Source organism: Phycicoccus avicenniae (assembly GCF_050496545.1).
Classification (GTDB): domain Bacteria; phylum Actinomycetota; class Actinomycetes; order Actinomycetales; family Dermatophilaceae; genus Phycicoccus; species Phycicoccus avicenniae_A.
Genome location: NZ_JBNVZV010000009.1, coordinates 139,573 through 157,130, shown reverse-complemented (window position 1 = coordinate 157,130; position 17,558 = coordinate 139,573). Strand labels below are relative to the sequence as shown.

14 protein-coding genes are annotated in these 17,558 nt (G+C 73.3%); 3 read left to right on the top strand and 11 right to left on the bottom strand.

Annotated elements, in window-relative coordinates; genetic code table 11:
• Positions 1-225: 225 nt before the first annotated feature.
• The 3 genes from ACQZ2A_RS10125 to gyrB form a co-directional block, all read right to left on the bottom strand.
• On the bottom strand, positions 226-780 hold the full coding sequence (locus ACQZ2A_RS10125; protein ID WP_430210319.1) for a DUF3566 domain-containing protein: 555 nt from the start codon (positions 778-780) through the stop codon (positions 226-228).
• Positions 777-3,407 carry a DNA gyrase subunit A gene (gyrA, locus tag ACQZ2A_RS10120; RefSeq protein WP_430210316.1) on the bottom strand — a complete coding sequence of 877 codons (2,631 nt, stop codon included), beginning with the start codon at positions 3,405-3,407 and terminating at the stop codon, positions 777-779. The genes ACQZ2A_RS10125 and gyrA overlap by 4 nt, the downstream gene beginning before the upstream one ends.
• A 113-nt stretch (positions 3,408-3,520) precedes the next feature.
• On the bottom strand, positions 3,521-5,638 hold the full coding sequence (gyrB, locus tag ACQZ2A_RS10115) for a DNA topoisomerase (ATP-hydrolyzing) subunit B (RefSeq protein ID WP_430210314.1): 2,118 nt from the start codon (positions 5,636-5,638) through the stop codon (positions 3,521-3,523).
• A gap of 302 nt (positions 5,639-5,940) precedes the next feature.
• Between gyrB and ACQZ2A_RS10110 the strand changes: the two genes are divergently transcribed.
• Positions 5,941-6,651 carry a hypothetical protein gene (locus tag ACQZ2A_RS10110; protein WP_430210312.1) on the top strand — a complete coding sequence of 237 codons (711 nt, stop codon included), beginning with the start codon at positions 5,941-5,943 and terminating at the stop codon, positions 6,649-6,651.
• A 15-nt stretch (positions 6,652-6,666) separates the two neighbouring features.
• Here ACQZ2A_RS10110 and ACQZ2A_RS10105 read toward each other — a convergent pair whose 3' ends face one another.
• The 4 genes from ACQZ2A_RS10105 to ACQZ2A_RS10090 all read right to left on the bottom strand — a co-directional run bounded on the left by ACQZ2A_RS10105 (position 6,667) and on the right by ACQZ2A_RS10090 (position 10,965).
• A complete protein-coding gene (locus ACQZ2A_RS10105) occupies positions 6,667-7,968 on the bottom strand; it encodes a hypothetical protein (protein ID WP_430210309.1) in 1,302 nt (433 codons plus the stop codon).
• Positions 7,969-8,207: 239 nt separating this feature from the next.
• The gene (locus ACQZ2A_RS10100) at positions 8,208-9,644 is read right to left on the bottom strand and encodes a protealysin inhibitor emfourin (protein WP_430210307.1); all 1,437 of its coding nucleotides are present in this window, start codon (positions 9,642-9,644) and stop codon (positions 8,208-8,210) included.
• 49 nt (positions 9,645-9,693) lie between these two features.
• Positions 9,694-10,449, bottom strand: coding sequence for an enoyl-CoA hydratase-related protein (locus ACQZ2A_RS10095; protein ID WP_430210305.1), 756 nt, complete (start codon positions 10,447-10,449; stop codon positions 9,694-9,696).
• Positions 10,450-10,488: 39 nt separating this feature from the next.
• Entirely contained in the window at positions 10,489-10,965 is a 477-nt protein-coding gene (locus ACQZ2A_RS10090; protein ID WP_430210302.1) for a nitroreductase family deazaflavin-dependent oxidoreductase, read from the bottom strand.
• A gap of 105 nt (positions 10,966-11,070) precedes the next feature.
• On the opposite strand from ACQZ2A_RS10090, the gene ACQZ2A_RS10085 reads away from it, so the two are divergent.
• Positions 11,071-11,772 (top strand): TetR/AcrR family transcriptional regulator, encoded by a 702-nt coding sequence (locus ACQZ2A_RS10085; protein WP_430210300.1) that lies wholly within the window; start codon positions 11,071-11,073, stop codon positions 11,770-11,772.
• A gap of 80 nt (positions 11,773-11,852) precedes the next feature.
• Here the strand turns inward: ACQZ2A_RS10085 and ACQZ2A_RS10080 are convergent, their stop codons facing one another.
• Both ACQZ2A_RS10080 and recF read right to left on the bottom strand, forming a co-directional pair.
• Entirely contained in the window at positions 11,853-12,386 is a 534-nt protein-coding gene (locus tag ACQZ2A_RS10080) for a DUF721 domain-containing protein (RefSeq protein ID WP_430210297.1), read from the bottom strand.
• Between the two features lie 130 nt (positions 12,387-12,516).
• A complete protein-coding gene (gene recF, locus ACQZ2A_RS10075) occupies positions 12,517-13,854 on the bottom strand; it encodes a DNA replication/repair protein RecF (protein ID WP_430210296.1) in 1,338 nt (445 codons plus the stop codon).
• 113 nt (positions 13,855-13,967) lie between these two features.
• Here recF and ACQZ2A_RS10070 point away from each other — a divergent pair, with 113 nt between their 5' ends.
• Positions 13,968-14,525: an Hcp family type VI secretion system effector gene (locus tag ACQZ2A_RS10070; protein WP_430210293.1), complete on the top strand. Its 558-nt coding sequence runs from the start codon at positions 13,968-13,970 to the stop codon at positions 14,523-14,525.
• A gap of 4 nt (positions 14,526-14,529) precedes the next feature.
• Here the strand turns inward: ACQZ2A_RS10070 and gnd are convergent, their stop codons facing one another.
• Positions 14,530-15,660: a phosphogluconate dehydrogenase (NAD(+)-dependent, decarboxylating) gene (gene gnd / locus ACQZ2A_RS10065; RefSeq protein WP_430210328.1), complete on the bottom strand. Its 1,131-nt coding sequence runs from the start codon at positions 15,658-15,660 to the stop codon at positions 14,530-14,532.
• Between the two features lie 41 nt (positions 15,661-15,701).
• On the bottom strand, positions 15,702-16,835 hold the full coding sequence (gene dnaN / locus ACQZ2A_RS10060; protein ID WP_430210290.1) for a DNA polymerase III subunit beta: 1,134 nt from the start codon (positions 16,833-16,835) through the stop codon (positions 15,702-15,704).
• Positions 16,836-17,558 lie beyond the last annotated feature (723 nt).

The following is a 17,558-nucleotide window of genomic DNA, read 5'->3' as shown; positions in this document are numbered from 1 at the left end:
CGCCCCCGTGCGGGGGCGCGATGCACGAGGTTACCCGATGCCCCGCCACCGCCCCAAAACGAGCCCGCCCGCCGTCCACGCCACTGGGAGTCGAGGTATTCGGCCACCGCGAGAGGGTGGCGGGATACCTCGAACCGATGGGCAGCGCCGCGCGGTCGAGGTGAGAACGCACCACCAGACGGCCCGGCGTCACCTCGACCCGCTAAGCGCGCGGGCCGGAGGACCTCAGTCGTCGGTGAGGGTCAGCTGCACGCCACCGACGAGCGCGGAGGAGACGTTGTAGAGGAACGCCGACAGCGTCGCGATGGCGGTGATGAGGATGACGTCGATGACCGCGATGACGATCGAGAGCGACACCACGCGGGTGAAGCCGATGAAGTCGAGGATGTCGAACTTCGAGCCCTGGTCCTGGATGACCTGCCCGATCACACCGTTGACCTGGTCGAAGACGCCCATCGCGTCGAGGACCGTCCAGAGGACGACCGTCGCCACGACGAGCGCGATGCCGAGCGCCACCGACAGCAGGAACGAGATCTTCATCGCCGACCACGGGTCGACGCGCGAGACGGTGAGCCGGACCCGGCGCGAGGACGCGGGACGCGGCGCGGCCGAGCCCCCGGCGGCAGCGGCCGCCGGACGGGCCGGCGCGGCCTCACGGCCGGTCGGGACCGGGCGGGTGCTCTGGCCCGAGTCGGCGACCCGGCGCAGGGCGCCGGAGTCGGAACGGCGGGCGGGGTTCGAGGAGCGCGCGGGGCGCCCCGCGCTGTCTGCGGTGCTCACTCACTGCCTCCTCGGTCCTCGTGCTCGTCCGACGGTACGGCATCGGCGGCGGCGTCTGCGACTCCCGCTCCGTCGCTCTCGGCACTCGGACCGGAACCCTCGACAGCGACATCAGTGGAGCCCTCGGACGCCTCGGCGGCCTCGATGGCCTCCTCGACCGCCTCCTCGACCTCCTTCTCCGGGTTGCGGGTGACGGCCACGATCGCGTCGTTCTTGCCGGGCTTGGCGAACTGCACACCCATCGTGTTGCGACCGGTGAGGCGCACCTCGTCGACGCGCGAGCGGACGATGTTGCCCTTCTCGAAGACGACGAGCACCTCGTCGCCCTCGTCGACCGTCAGCGCCCCGACCAGGTCACCGCCCTTGTCGGACAGCTTGGCGACGGCGACACCGAGGATCGCGCGGCCCTTGACGTTCCACTCCGAGACCTTCGAGCGCTTGGCCAGGCCGGACTCGAAGACGACGAACACGTCGGGGTCCTCGCCCTCGCGCACGACCGACATCGAGAGCAGCTCGTCGCCGTCGCGGAACTTCATGCCGGTGACGCCGGAGGTGGAGCGGCCCATCGGGCGCAGCGTGGCGTCGTCGGCGTGGAAGCGCACCGACTGCCCCTTGCGCGAGACGAGCAGCAGGTCGTCGCGCTCGTCGACCAGCCCGACCCCGACCAGCTCGTCGGCGTCGCGGAGGTTGATGGCGATGAGGCCGCCGGTGCGGGGGCTGTCGTACTCGCCGAGCCGGGTCTTCTTGACCAGGCCGGCGCGCGTGGCGAGCAGCAGGTACGCGGCGTCGTCGTAGGAGCGGATGGCCAGCACCTGGGCGATCTCCTCGCCCGGCTGGAAGGCCATCACGTTCGCGACGTGCTGGCCCTTGCCGTCGCGGCCGGCATCCGGCAGCTCGTAGGCCTTGGCGCGGTAGACCCGGCCGAGGTTGGTGAAGAAGAGCAACCAGTGGTGCGAGGTGGTCGTGAAGAAGTGGTCGACCATGTCCTCACCGCGCAGCGCCGCCCCGCGCACGCCCTTGCCGCCGCGCCGCTGCGAGCGGTACGCGTCGACGCGGGTGCGCTTGGCGTAGCCGCCGCGGGTGATGGTGACGACCACGTCCTCCTCGGGGATGAGGTCCTCCATCGACATGTCGCCGTCGGTGGGCATGATCGTCGTCCGGCGCTCGTCGCCGAACTTCTCGACGATGCCGGCGAGCTCCTCGGAGACGATGTCGCGCTGCCGCTCGGGCTTCGCGAGGATGTCCTTAAAGTCCTCGATCTGCGCCTGCAGCTTGTCGTGGTCGTCGATGATCTTCTGCCGCTCCAGGGCCGCGAGGCGCCGCAGCTGGAGGTCGAGGATGGCGCGCGCCTGGATCTCATCGATCTCGAGCAGGTCGATGAGGCCGTTGCGGGCCTCCTCGACGGTCGGCGACCGGCGGATGAGCGCGATGACCTCGTCGAGCATGTCGAGGGCCTTGAGGTAGCCGCGGAGGATGTGGATCTCCTCCTCGGCCTTGCGCAGCCGGTAGGCCGTGCGCCGCTGGATGACGTCGATCTGGTGCTCGCACCAGTACCGGATGAAGGCGTCGATCGGCAGCGTGCGCGGCACGCCGTCGACGAGGGCGAGCATGTTCGCGCCGAACGTCGTCTGCAGCTGCGTGTGCTTGTAGAGGTTGTTGAGCACGACCTTGGCGATGGCGTCGCGCTTGAGCACGATGACGAGGCGCTGGCCGGTGCGGCCCGAGGTCTCGTCCCGGATGTCGGCGATGCCCGAGAGCCGGCCGTCCTTGACGTGCTCGGCGATCTTCTGGGCGAGGCTGTCCGGGTTGACCTGGTACGGCAGCTCGGTGACGACGAGGCACTGCCGGCCCTGGATCTCCTCGACCTCGACGACCGCCCGCATGATGATCGAGCCGCGGCCGGTGCGGTAGGCGTCGTCGATCCCCCGGTGGCCCATGATGAGCGCGCCGGTGGGGAAGTCCGGGCCGGGGATCTCGCGCATGACGGCGGCCAGCGCCTCCTCGCGGCTCGCGTCGGGGTGGCGCAGCATCCACTCGGCGGCGGCGGCGACCTCGCGCAGGTTGTGCGGCGGGATCTGGGTGGCCATGCCGACGGCGATGCCGGCCGAGCCGTTGACGAGCAGGTTCGGGAAGCGCGAGGGGAGGACCTCGGGCTCGAGGGTCTTGCCGTCGTAGTTCGGCTTGAAGTCGACGGTCTCCTGGTCGATGTCGCGGACCATCTCCATCGACAGCGGGGCCATCCGGCACTCGGTGTACCGCGGCGCGGCGGCCGGGTCGTCACCGGGGGAGCCGAAGTTGCCCTGGCCCTGGACCAGCGGGTAGCGCAGCGACCAGTCCTGGACGAGCCGGACGAGGGCGTCGTAGATCGCGCTGTCGCCGTGCGGGTGGTACTGGCCCATGACGTCGCCGACGACGCGGCTGCACTTGTTGAAGCCGCGGTCGGGGCGATAGCCGCCGTCGTACATCGCGTAGAGCACGCGGCGGTGCACCGGCTTGAGGCCGTCGCGGACGTCGGGCAGCGCGCGGGAGACGATGACCGACATCGCGTACTCGATGTACGAGCGCTGCATCTCGGTGTTGAGGTCGATCGGCTCCGTGCGGTCGAACTCGACGGGCTGGTCAGTCATGGTGTCCTTCGGTTTTCAGGCGGTCGAGCTGATGTCCTGCGCGAGGCCGGCGTGCAGATGTCGAGACTGTGTTGTCGGGACATCTTCGTCAGCGCTCGTTCCTCGCTTGATCCTCAGATGTCCAGGAAGCGCACGTCGCGGGCGTTGCGCTGGATGAACGAGCGCCGGCTCTCGACGTCCTCGCCCATGAGCACGGAGAAGATCTCGTCGGCCGCGGCAGCGTCGTCGAGGGTGACCTGCAGCAGGACCCGGTGGTCGGGGTCCATCGTGGTCTCCCACAGCTCCTGGTAGTCCATCTCGCCCAGACCCTTGTAGCGCTGGATCGGGTTGTCCTTGGGGATGCGCCGGCCCTTGCTCTGGCCCTCGGCGAGGAGGGCGTCGCGCTCGCGGTCGGTGAAGGCGAACTCGTGCGGGGCGTTGCTCCACTTGATGCGGAACAGCGGCGGCTGCGCGAGGTAGACGTACCCGGCCTCGATGAGCGGCTTCATGAACCGGAAGAGCAGGGTGAGCAGGAGCGTGCGGATGTGCATGCCGTCGACGTCGGCGTCGGCCATCAGCACGATCTTGTGGTACCTGGCCTTCTCGATGTCGAAGTCCTCACCGATGCCGGTGCCGAACGCCGAGATGAGGGCCTGGACCTCCTGGTTGGCCAGCGCCTTGTCGAGGCGGGCCCGCTCGACGTTGAGGATCTTGCCGCGGATCGGGAGGATCGCCTGGGTGAACGGGTTGCGCCCGCGGACCGCGGAGCCGCCGGCGGAGTCGCCCTCGACGATGAAGACCTCGGAGACCGCAGGGTCCTTGGCCTGGCAGTCGCGGAGCTTGCCGGGCAGGCCGCCGGACTCGAGGACCCGCTTGCGGGTCGCCTCGCGGGCCTTGCGCGCGGCGAGGCGCGCCGTCGCGGCCTGGATCGCCTTGCGGACGATCTCCTTGCCCTCGTTCGGGTGGCTGTCGAGCCATCCCCCGAACTCCTCGGTCATCGCCCGCTGGACGAAGCCCTTGACCTCGGAGTTGCCGAGCTTGGTCTTGGTCTGGCCCTCGAACTGCGGCTCGCCGAGCTTGACGCTGATGACGGCGGTCAGGCCCTCGCGGACGTCGTCGCCGGTGAGGTTGTCGTCCTTCTCCTTGAGCTGGTTCTGCTTGCGCGCGAAGTCGTTGACCAGCTTGGTCAGCGCCGCGCGGAAGCCCTCCTCGTGGGTGCCGCCCTCGTGGGTGTTGATGGTGTTCGCGTAGGTGTGGACCGACTCGGAGTACGAGGTGGTCCACTGCATCGCGAGCTCGAGGGAGAGGCTGCGCGCCTCGTCCTCGACCTCGATGGCGATGACGTCCGGGTGCACCGCCTCGGTGCGCTTGGAGGAGACCAGGTGGTTCACGTAGTCGACGAGGCCGTTGTCGTACCGGTACGTGACCGAGCGGGCGGTGGCCGTGCGGGCCTCGCCGCCGGCCTCCTCGTCCTCGTGGTCCTCGACGACCGCGATGTCGGCGTCGACGCCGTCGAGGTCGGGGGAGCCGTCGGCGGCGGCCTGGACCCGCTCGTCGACGAGGTTGATGGTCAGGCCCTTGTTGAGGAACGCGTACTGCTGGAAGCGCGCGCGGATGGTCTCGTAGTCGTACTCGGTGGTCTCGAAGATCTCCGGGCTGGCCCAGAAGGTGATGGTGGTGCCGGTGCGGTCGGTCTCCTCCATCTGCTCGAGCGGGCCGGTGGGGACGCCGTGGTCGAAGGACATCCGGTGCGCGTGGCCCTTCTGGCGCACGCAGACGTCGAGGCGCGTGGAGAGCGCGTTGACGACCGAGGAGCCGACGCCGTGCAGACCGCCGGAGACCTTGTACCCGCCGCCGCCGAACTTGCCGCCGGCGTGCAGCTGGGTGAGCACGAGCTCGACGGCGCTGACGCCCTCGGTGGGGTGCATGTCGGTGGGGATGCCGCGCCCGTTGTCCTTGACCCGCACGGCGCCGTCCTCCATGAGGATGACGTCGACGGTGTCCGCGTAGCCCGCGAGGGCCTCGTCCACGGCGTTGTCGACGATCTCCCAGACGAGGTGGTGCAGGCCGCGCTCGCCGGTGGAGCCGATGTACATGCCGGGGCGCTTGCGGACCGCCTCGAGACCCTCGAGGACGGTGATCGCCGAGGCGTCGTAGGCCGGGCCGTCGGGCGCCGCCGCCGCGGGGGCCACGGGGTCCTGCGGCTCGGGGGTCGCGGGCACGTCGGGGGTCGGGTCGGGCTGGTCGGCCACGGGGCTCCTTCGTCGGCACGCCGACCGCGCGGTGGCGGGGGCGGTTCACGGCGCACGCCCCTGGGCGAGTGTTCACCCGGGGGCGCGCTGTCGCCTCACATCCTACCGGTCGGGGCCGACAGATCACCCGCTGGGAGGCCCGTGGCGCCCGTTTTCCGGGGTTATCCCCCCAGTTCGTGACTCCCCACCCGCGCCCCGCCCTCCCAGCGGCGCTGACCGGCCTTCCTCGGGGCCCTCGCCGTCCGGCCCGGAAACCGCCGATCGGGGGTCGCCGGGGGCCGTGCTCGGCTACCGTCCTGCGCATGTCCGGGACCCTGCGCGGCCGCGCCGCGCGCGCCGCCGCCCTCGTGCTCCTCGCCGGTGCCGCGGCCTGCTCCGGGGCGGCCGACGACGCCTCTCCGGCCGGCTCCACGGGGCGGGCCACGTCGGCCTCGAGCGCGCCGGCGACCGGCTCGTCGGCCTCGCCGTCCCCGTCCGCGGCGGCCCCCTCGCGCACGGCCCCGGCCGGCACCACCCTCGTGCGGGCCCAGCGCTCGCGGATGACCTTCGCCGTGCCCACGTCGTGGCAGGTCACCGATGTGACGACGCTGCTGTCCTCCGGGGACGAGAAGGCCCTGGCCGGGCTGGCCGAGCAGCTCAACCTCTCGCTGTCGCAGGTGCGGGCGGCGGCGCGGACCATCGACGTCGCGGCGTTCGGGCCCTCGGTCGACGGGTTCGCGCCCAACGTCAACGTGCAGCTGCTCCCCGTCGAGGAGCCGCCGAGCGCCGCCCAGCTGCGCCTCGCGATGTCCGCGGTCGGGGGCACGGTGGAGTCGGTCGAGGACGTCACGACCACCTTCGGCCCCGGGCGGGTGTCGTCCTACCGCCTCGAGCTCGGGGGGCGGACGGTCGTCGGGCGGCAGCTGGGCATCAAGGCTCCCGGCGGCGTCGCGCTGGTCACCGTCTCGCACGTCACGGCGAAGGAGGCCGACGTCGTGCTCGCCCTGGTGAAGGGCTCCCTGACGGCGGACTGAGGTCCGCTCCGGGGGTCAGGAGGCGATACCGAGGGCGACGAGGTCGGTGCTGCGCAGCCGCGCGAAGCCGTCGAGGCCCGCGAGCAGCGCCGCCACGTGCGGGTCGGTGGCGTTGACGACGAGCACCTCGTCGCGGGTGGCCCTGTCGCGCAGGGCTGCCCAGATGCACGGGTCGTCGGTGAACGGCACCACGCCGAGGTCCTCTCCGAGCCGGTCGATGGTCCGGTCACCGAGGGTGGTCGGCAGCGGGACGGTCGAGCGGACGAGGTCGAGCAGGTCGCGGTCGTCGGCGGCGTGGCGCAGCAGGGCCGGGCCGTGCAGCGCCACGATCTCGCCGAACAGGTCCGGCCGCTCGGCGCCGAGCAGGATGAGGCGGGCCAGCAGCGCGCGGCCGATGCGCTCGCCGACCGCGGCGTCGTCGAGCGCGGGGTCGGTCAGGATGTCCCGCCCGTCGTCGACGACGACGTGGCAGAACGTCGCCCAGGCGGGGACCAGGTCGCTGGGCCCCTCGGCGAGCAGCACGCCGTCGGCGTAGTGCCGGTGGGCGCTGCGGTGGCCCGGCATCGTGCGGTAGGCCGGCACCGCGGCGACGGCACGCACCCGTCCGACGGAGGTCTCGAGCGGGAGGACGACGAGGGGGTCGATGCCGAGGCGCTGACGGAACCACTCGGTCTGCTCCTCGCGGCTGCGCTCCCAGACGGTGGTGCCACCGGAGACCTCGACCCCGTCGACCTCGACGGCCACGGGGAGCTGGTCGGCGCTGTCGAGGACGTGCTCGAGGGTGGTCTCGGGGGTGCACCAGGAGCGGGTCGCGGCGCGGGGGTGCAGCCGGATCTCGGTGCCGGGGGTGTCCAGGGGCTCGTCGGCGAGGGTCACGCGGACGGTGCCGTCGGCCACGCCGACCCATCGCATCGTCGGGGCGCCGGGCAGGAGCGCGGAGCGGGTCCACAGCTCGACGACGTCGGCGACGGCGAAGCAGGCCATCAGGGCGGTCTCGTAGCGGCGCATGCCCTCGCGGACCGGCCCGTGGTGGAGCTGGTCCGGCGTGGCCGAGATCCAGCGGACCTCCTGGGCCGTGAACCCGACGCCGTCGTCGCGCACGACGAGCGGGCCGCCTCCTCGCGCCGAGGTGACGCGCACGCGACCGGCGTGCTGCGGGTCGACGCGGCGACGCGCCTCGATGCCGACCAGCGCGCTGGCCAGCAGCTCGCGGACGTGCGCCCGGGAGCCGGTGGCCCCGGGGAGGCGGGGGACGCGGTTCGACCCCGGGGGGTGGGGGGTGTTGTCGGCCGGGGGGCCGGCGACGGGGCTGCGCACAGGCTGGCTCCGATTCCGACGGGCGGCCGGGTCGCGGCCACAAGGGGTGGGATCCCTTGCAGCGTGCCTGCGTGACGACGGTTTCCGTGCACCGTGGACTCCCTGCTCCGCTCCTCGGCGGGGGAGTCGGTCCGAATGGGCGATGCGGTGCCCCGTCCGTCCGGCGGGGCGTCCCGGTGCGTCCGGCGCAGCACCCGCCGACTGTCCTGCGGCGCCGTCCCCCGCTCGGCCGGGGAGCCTCAGGCGAGGTCCGGGCCCCGCAGCGTGCGCTCGAACAGGTCGCGGACGTCGCCGTCGAGCACCGGCTCGGGGACGGTGACGTCGACCTCCGGGGCAGCACAGCGCACGCCGTAGCAGTAGGCGTCCGGGTACTCGCGGTCCGTCGCGGCGGCCAGGCCCTGGAGACGGTCGGTGGCGAGCAGCGACTGCCAGGCCCGGCCGTCGTCGTCCGGCAGCTCGCCGAGGGTGACGGTGCGCTCGCGGGTGCGGCCGGCGAAGCCCCCGGTGCGGCGGACCGCGACCTCGGTGCCGGGCGCGGGGGCCGGGGTGCCGGGGTCGGTGGGTGTGCCGGGGTCGGCCGGCGGGGTGGCCGTGCCGCCGTCGCCCGGTGCGCTCGAGCCGGCCGTCACGCCGACGCCGGACCAGGCGGTGCGCACGGCCTCGGCCTCCGCCGAGCCCTCGCCGTGGCGCGCGGTGGCCGCGGCGACGGTGAGCCCGGCGAACGTCGCGAAGTCGCAGTCGGCGCTGATCTCGCCGGTCACGGTGTCGTACCAGATGCGCCCGGCCACCTCCCAGGCGTTGCCGCCGAGCGCGACGGCGAGGTCGTGGAAGGCCTTGTTCGGGATGCCGGAGTTGATGTGCACGCCGCCGTTGTCGTCGGCGGTCTCGACGTAGTCGTCCATGTGCGCCGGCTGCGGGTCCTTGCCGAGGCGGGGGTCGTCGTAGGCCGTGCCGGGGGCGGCCATCGAGCGCAGCGCGACCCCCTTGACGCCCGGCGCCAGGAGGTCGGCCCCGATGAGCCAGTCGGCGTCGCCGGCGGACTGGCCGAGCGAGTGCTGCTTGACGAGCACGCCGAAGACGTCGGACACCGACTCGTTGAGCGCGCCCGACTGGCCCTGGTAGTTCAGGCCGGCCGTGTACTGCGTGACGCCGTGCGCGAGCTCGTGCCCGATGACGTCGAGGCTGCGGGTGAACCCGAGGAAGACAACGCCGTCACCGTCGCCGAAGACCATCTGGGTGCCGTCCCAGAACGCGTTGTCGTAGTCCTGCCCGTAGTGGACCGTGGCGACGAGCGGGAGCCCCTTGCCGTCGAGCGAGTTGCGCTCGTACGCCTCCCACCACAGCTGCCAGGTGGCGCCGAGGCCGTCGTAGGCCTGCGTGACGGCCTCGTCGGCGGTGGCCGGATCGCCTTCGGCCCGCACCTGCGTACCCGGCAGGTCGGTGCCGCCCTGCGCGTCGTGGATGGTGCGCTGCGGACCGGTGGTGCCCGGCTCCGCGGCCGGGGTGGCCGTGCGGCCCCCCGGGCGTGCCTCGGCGGTGACCCGGCCGCGGCGCAGCTCCTCGTCGACCCGCAGCGTGCCCTGCGCTCGGGCCGCCAGGTGCTCGTCGTCGGAGGACGCGAGCGCGGCCAGCAGGTAGGGCGGGACGATGGAGCAGCAGGCGGGAGAGGTCGTCATCCCTCCACGATGCCCCTGCCCACCGACAGCCGCGACCCGGCGCGACCGGTCAGCGACGCAGCGCCGCGGCCATCCGCTCCTGGGCGAGCGGGGAGGCGAAGAGCTCGCCGGAGCGGCGGGCCATCGACTCGCCGTCGGCGTCGAAGGAGGCGACGAGGTCGCTGCCGAGCAGCCGCTTGGCGGCGACGAGGCCCTGGCGCGTGCCGCCACGCAGGTCGTCGAGCACGGTTCCGACGGCGGCGTCCATCCCGGCCTCCTCCACGACGTGCGTGACGAGGCCGCCCTCGCGGGCCTCGGCCGCCGTGAAGGTGCGCCCGGTGAGGAACCAGTCGGATGCCGCGCGCTGGGTGAGCCTGTGCCGCAACGGAATCGAGATGGCGGCCGCTGCGAGTCCCAGGCGGACCTCGGTGAGCGCGAAGGACACGTCGTCGCGGCAGACGACGACGTCCGCGGCCGCGACGATGCCCAGCCCGCCGGCGCGCACCGGCCCGTCGAGCCGGACGACGACCGGGACCGCCAGAGTGGCGATGCGGCGCTGGAGGGCGACGAGGTCGCGCGCCGTGCGGGTCATGTCGACCGTCGCCGCCTCCTTGAGGTCGGCTCCGGCGCAGAAGACCCGGTGGCTCGAGCGCAGCAGGACCCCGTGCAGCGCGTCGTCGTGCGCGACGGCCTGGAGGTGCGCCGCGAGCTCGGCGACGAACCGGCGCGACAGGGCGTTGCGGTTGGCCGGGGAGTCCAGGGTGAGCACCGCGATGCGGTCATCGTCGGAGCGGGTGACCAGGGGGGCGGCGGGGTCGGCATCCACGCCCTCGACCCTAGCCGGGCCCCGAGGACCACCCCGTGCTCAGGCTGCGGGGGCGAGCCGGAAGACCGGGAAGCCGGGTGCGGCGGCCGCGAGCTGGTCCTCCGAGGAGGCCTTGGTCAGGCCCTCGACGAAGCGGCCCACCTCCCACCCCCACCGGCGCAGGTACACGCGCAGGACGACGGGACGCTCCCCGGCCGGCAGCTCGGTGAGGCGGACACGCTCGACGCGCCGGCCGACGCGCAGCTCGGCCTCCCCGGCCGCGCGGACGTTGCGCACCCACTCGGTGTTGCCGCGCGGGGCGACCAGGTAGCGCTCACCATCGTGGACCAGCAGGTTGACCGGCGTGCTGCGGGGCAGGCCCGAGCGGCGGCCGCGCACCGTGAGCACCCGCGAGCCGAGGAGGCTGACGCCGTGCTCGGTGAGCCAGCGGACCGAGGCGTTGAACCAGCGGTCCATCCGCTCGGTGGGGCGGACGTAGCGGGTCGCCGGGTCGGGGCTGGGGGACGGGGTGGTCATCGGGCTCTCCTCGATTTGTGAGCACTGCTCTCGTTTCGACGAGTGTGCGTGCTCCCGCATCGTCTTGTCAAGAGCACTGCTCTCGTTTGTGGTTGGATGGCCTGCGTGACCAACCGCGCCGAACGTCGCCGTGCCGTCGAAACCCGCATCGTCGAGATCGGACGGCAGCACCTGGCCGACGAGGGGGCTGCCGGCCTGTCGCTGCGTGGCGTGACCCGGGACCTCGGGATGGTGTCGTCGGCGGTGTACCGGTACGTGGCCAACCGCGACGACCTGCTGACCCTGCTCCTCGTCGACGCGTACACCGAACAGGCCGACACCGTCGATGCCGCCGTCGAGCGGGTGGCCCACCGACCGTGGGACGAGCGGGTCGTCGAGGCAGGAGAAGCGTTCCGGGAGTGGGCGGTTCGAGAGCCGTCGCGGTATGCCCTCCTCTACGGCAGTCCTGTTCCCGGGTACGAGGCACCGGCCGAGCGCACCGTCGAGCCCGGTACGCGGGTGGTCCTCACGCTCGCCCGGCTGGTCGACGAGGCGGTGCGGGCCGGGGACGTCCGGGGCGCCGGCCCGGTGCCGGTGGCGGATGCCCGGCTCGTCGCGGACCTCGAGCGCGTGGCGACCGAGACCGGGCTGGAGGCGGGCCCCGACGTCCTGGGGCGGGCGATGACGCTGTGGGCGGTGCTCGTCGGCGGGACCAGCCTCGAGGTCTTCGGGCAGTACGGCCGGGACACCTTCGACGACCCCGGCGCGCTCCTCGAGCACCAGCTGCGCCTCGTCCTGTCCCTCCTGCGCTCCCCCCATCCCGACTGATTGCCCATGTGCCACCTCGAGGCGCCGGATTCGGGCCTGTCGAGGTGGCAGATGGGCAATAAGTCGGGACGGAGGTGGGGTCAGCCGTAGGTGTCGCGGGGGCCGCGGCCGTCCTGCACCCGGTGCCGGCCGCGCGACCACGGCGGCGCGCTGGGACCGACCACCCGGAGCTCGGCGACGGTCCCCTCCCCGACCTCCTCGGCGAGCCGGGCCATCAGGGACGACTCGAGCAGCCGCAGCTGCGTCGCCCAGGCCGTGGAGTCGGCGCGGACGGTGAGGACGCCGTCGACGAAGTCCGTGGGTTGGCAGTGGGCGGCGACCTCGTCGCCGACGATGCCCGGCCACCGGCCGATGACCGAGCCGACGGCCACGTCCGAGCCCCAGCCGCGGTCGGTGACGAACCGGTCGATCTGGTCGCCGAGCAGCTGCGGGTCGCGCCCGCCGTCGCGGCGCCGCCCCTCGGGCAGGTCCTTGGCCCGGCGGCGGGGCTTCAGGCCCGGCCGCAGCCCCTTGGCGCGTGCCCGGGCCCGGGCACGCGCGAGCGCCTCACCGGTCGCGAGGTCGGCGTCCCCCACGGCGTCGTCCCCTCCCGTGTCGAGCTCGGGCTCGCCCACCGGCTCGAGTGGCAGGCCATCCGGGACGTCCTGCACCCCGGAACCACGCGCTTCCCCCGGGAACGGTTCCGGGGTGGAGCGCGGCGGTACCGGGTCACCCGATACCCGTGGGGTTCGTGGGGGCGGGGGCTCAGGAGGCGTCGGCACCGGGGGCCTCCTCGCCGGGCAGGTCGGGGTCACCGGGCTGGTCAGGCTCGTCGGGCTCGCCGGCCGGGTCCGTCGGCTCGCCCGGCTCGGCCCGCTCGGCCGGCTCGCTCACCGCATCCGGCGGGGGCGCCCCGACCGAGCCGAGCACGACGGGCACGGTGCGGCCGGTCAGCGACGCCGGCACGTCCTCGGGCACGGCCGCGGTCACGAGCACCTGCTCGGCGTCGGCGACCATCGCAGCGAGCCGTTCCCGCCGGCCGGAGTCCAGCTCGGCGAAGACGTCGTCGAGGACGAGCACGGGGTCGTCACCGAGGTCGGTGCGCAGCAGCTGGAACGCCGCGAGGCGCAGCCCCAGCGCGAAGGACCACGACTCGCCGTGGCTCGCGTAACCCTTGGCGGGCAGCTCACCGAGGGAGAGGAGCACGTCGTCACGGTGCGGGCCGACGAGGCAGACGCCGCGCTCGACCTCCTGGTCCCGGACCTCGGCCAACGACGCCAGGACCTCGTCGTGCAGCTCGGCGACCTCGGGCACCTCACCGGCCGCGATGCGCGCCGCCGTCGCCTCACGCAGCGAGGACCGGTAGGCGACCCGGGCGTCGGACTGGCCGTTGCTCACCTCGTCGTAGGCCTTGGCGAGGTACGGACCGAGGTCGCGCAGCAGCCGCAGCCGGGCGTAGAGCAGCTGGGAGCCGACCCCGGCCAGCTGGGCGTCCCACACCGAGAGGGTGTGCAGGGCCGATGCGCTCTCGGAGGCCGGGTCGAGCGTCTCGGCACCGGGCCTCGGACGACGCCCCCGCGCCCGCCGGGACAGGTACGGCTGGGCCGACTTCAGCAGGGCCGAGCGCTGCTTGACGACCCGGTCGTACTCCTGGCGCACCCCGGCCCAGCGCGGCTGGCGGGCCACGAGCAGGTCGTCGAGGAAGCGCCGGCGCTCGCCGGGGTCGCCCTTGACGAGGGCGAGGTCCTCCGGCGCGAAGAGCACGGTGCGCAACGTCCCCAGCACCTCGCGCGGGCGCACCGGCGAGCGGTTGAGCCGGGCCCGGTTGGCCCGCCCTGGGGTCAGCTCGAGCTCGAGCATCGTCTCGCGACCGTCACGCACCACGGCGCCGCGCACGATCGCGCGTTCGGCCCCGAAGCGCACGAGCGGGGCATCGGTGGCCACCCGGTGCGAGGAGAGCGAGGCGAGGTAGCCGACCGCCTCGACGAGGTTGGTCTTCCCCTGGCCGTTCAGCCCCACGAGGGTCGTCACACCCGGCTCGAGCGGGAGCTCGGCCCGCTCGTAGCTACGGAAGTCCCCGAGGGAGAGGTGCCGGACGAACACCCCCCGAGACTAGTGCGCGGCCGGCGGCGGTATCAGCGCCGCCGGGGCGCGCCTCCTCACCGGGTGAAGCGCACCGGACCCACCGGTGCGCAGGCCTGCCCCCAGGAGCCCCGATGACCAGTCCCACCACCCCGGCCGACCTCCTCGGCGGCGGGCTCGTCCTGCCCGGGGGCGCGACCGCGTCCGAGCACCTCGACATCCACCTGACCCTCGACGGCATCCCCGGCGACTCGACGAGCACGCAGTTCCCCGGCTCCCTGGACCTCCTCGCGTTCGACTGGTCGGTGCGCGCGACGCCGACCGGCGCCGGAGGCGGTGGGCACGGCGGGGCCGGGGTGGGTCGCCCGGTGGCCGGAGAGGTACGCGTCGCCGCGCTCACCTCGTCCGCGTCGCCACGGCTGCTGCGCCACCTCGTGACCGGTCGCCACGTGCAGCAGGCGGCGATCCACGTCCTGCGGGGCGGCGAGCACCCGGTCGAGGCCCTGACGCTCGGGCTGACCGACGTCCTCGTGACGGGCTACGAGGTGAGCACGAGCGGAGGGTGGCCGGTGGACCTCGTGTCGTTCACGATGCGCACCGTGACCGAGACGTTCGTCCCGCAGAACGCCGACGGCTCGCTCGGGACCCCGGTGTCGGTCACCTGGGACCTGCGGACGACCCGCGTCGACTGAGCCGTCAGGCCTTCTTCGCGGCGCGCTTGCGGGCGGCTCCGGCGCCGGAGGCCGAGCGACCGGGCGAGGCCGGACCGGCCGTGGCGGCGGACGCGGCCTTCTTGGCGGCGGCCTTCTTGGCCGGCTTCTTCTCCTTGCGGCCGGCCTTGGCCTTGGCCTCGTCGGCGCTGGCCGGTCCGGAGGCGGCCTCGTCGCGCAGCTGCTGGCCCTCGGCGACGGTCATCACCTGGTGCCCGCCGAACTGGCCGCGCAGCGCGGCGACGGCCTGCATCGTGGGGGAGGTCTGCTGGCGCGACGCGAACCGGGCGAAGAGCGAGGCGGAGATGACGGGCATGGGCACCGAGAGCTCGAGGGCCTCCTCGACGGTCCAGCGACCCTCGCCGGAGTCGGAGGTGTAGTCCGAGACGTCCTGCAGGCCCGGGTTCTCCTCGAGCGCCTTGACCATCAGGTCGAGCAGCCAGGAGCGGACGACCGTGCCGCGGCTCCAGGCCTTGAACGCCCCGGGGACGTTCTCGACGATGTCCTTCTTCTCGAGCAGCTCGTAGCCCTCGGCGTACGCGTGCATCAGGCCGTACTCGATGCCGTTGTGCACCATCTTCGTGTAGTGCCCGGCGCCGACCTTGCCGGCGTGCACGAAGCCCTCGTCGCGCGGACCCTCGGGTCGCAGCGCGTCGAAGATCGGCATCGCCTTGCGGACGTTGGCCGCGGAGCCGCCGACCATCAGGCCGTAGCCGTTCTCGAGCCCCCAGATGCCGCCGGAGACACCGCAGTCGAGGTAGCCGATGCCCTGGGCGCGCAGCAGCTTCTCGTTCTCGAAGTCCTCGGTGAACTTGCTGTTTCCGCCGTCGATGACGAGGTCGCCCTTGTCCAGCAGCCCGGCGAGCTTGGTGACGGTGTCACGGGTCGGCGCGCCGTGGGGGACCATCACCCAGACGACGCGCGGGCCCTCGAGCTTCTTGACCATGTCGGCGAGCGAGCGCGCGTCCGAGACGGCCTTGTTGCGGTCGTACCCGACGACCTCGTGGCCGGCGCGGCGCAGCCGCTCGCGCATGTTGCCGCCCATCTTGCCGAGGCCGACCAGTCCGAGCTGCATGCCGTGCTCCTTCGTCGAGGTGTCCGGGGGACTCGTCCGCAGGCTACGCCCGCGCACCGCTGCCGCGGAGGGGTGCCCGCCCCTCAGGAGGCGAAGCGCACCGGCATCAGGACGTACCGGTACGAGGTGTCGGCCTCGCCGTCGGCGCTCTCCTGGCCGGAGAGGACAGCCGGGCGGGACGGCTGGGTGAAGGACACCCGCGACCAGTCGGTGCCGACGGCGCCGAGCCCGTCGAGCAGGTAGGTGGGGTTGAAGGCGATCTCGACCTCGGGGCCGGTGAGCGTGCACTCGACCGCCTCGGACGCCTGGGCGTCGTCACCGGTCCCGGCCTCGATGGCCACCTGGCCCTCGGCGAAGCGCAGCCGGACGGGGGTGTTGCGCTCGGCGACGAGCGCGACGCGCTTGACGGCCTCGACGAGGTCGGCGGTGCGCACGACGGCCTCGGTGTCGGAGGTCGTGGGGAAGATCGAGGAGACCTTCGGGTACTCGCCGTCGAGCAGGCGAGTGGTGGTGCGGCGGCGGCCGGCCTCGAAGCCCACGAGCCCGTCACCGCCGGCGGTGGCCCCGAGAGCGACGTCGATCGAGCCGCTCGCGCCGAGGCTGCGTGCGGTCTCGGAGAGGGTGCGGGCCGGGATGAGCACGACGTGGCTGGCGTCGGTGGCGGTGGGGTTCCACGTCAGCTCGCGCATCGCGAGGCGGTAGCGGTCGGTGGCCAGCAGGGTCATCCGGTCGCCCTCGACCTCGACGCGCACGCCGGTGAGGATCGGCAGGGTGTCGCCGCGGTCGGCCGCGACCGAGACCTGCGCGACGGCCTGGGTGAAGAGGTGGCCGTCGACCGTGCCGGTGGGCTCGGGGGAGGACGGCAGGGTCGGGTAGTCGTCGGAGGGCATCATCAGCAGGCTGAAGCGCGAGGCGCCACAGGTGACCTGGACCTTGTTGCCCTCGGTGGCCAGGTCGATGGGACGGGCCGGCAGGTTGCGCGAGATGTCTGCGAGCAGCCGGCCGAGCACGAGCACCGTGCCGGCCTCGCTGACCTCGGCGGCGACGGTGACCCGGGCCGAGACCTCGTAGTCGAAGGCGCTGAGGGTGAGGGTGCCGTCGTCGGAGGCCTCGAGGAGGATGCCGGCGAGGACCGGCACGGGCGGGCGCGCGGGCAGCCCACGGGCCACCCAGGTGACCGCCTCGGCCAGGACGTCGCGCTCGACGCGGAACTTCACGGCTTACCGCCCTATCCGGCGCGGGGGAGTCCGCGCCTGGTCGTGCTTCGGAAGATCGTCACCGTCGGCCCGGCGCGCACGGCGCGCGACCCCGGGGCGGACGGGACCCTGACACTAGTGCACGTCACGGGCGCGCCACCATCGGTCCGCGGGTCCGGGTCGAGGCCTGTCGGGTGCAGCTCGTGGATGGATGTCGCAGCAGGGCCCTGGTCGGGGTGGACCCTGTCATCTCTGGATCTCGTCGTGGTGGTAGGAGCTGTGGATCCTGTGGACGACGAGGAGTCCGTGCAGGTCACGGCGGCGAGCCCGGGTGTGGACGCGTCGTGGACGGGCGGGGGAGCGAGCGCCCGCGCATGTTGACGGCCATCGGGCGTTCACAGCGCGTCCACCGATGCGTCGGGCACCGTCCACGGCCCGGCGCCCGTCGTCCACAGTCGTCCACAGGCCCTGTGGACAACCGTCCCGTCGACATCGGTGTCCGTGGCGAGGGCGCCGAGGGCATCCACAGGGTCGTCCCCACCGGTGGACGGCCGCCCGCGCTGCAGGTCGGAACCCTGTCGAGCCGTGGCGGGCCCAACCGTGCGGGAACGGTTGCGCGGGTGCCTTCGACAAGGGTTGTACACCGGGTGTGGACAACCTGTGGACGACCTCGGGACGAGCGGATCGTTGCCGTGGACGGATCCTGCGGAGGGCGGGCGCCGGCGGGGTCGCCGGAGGACGGCT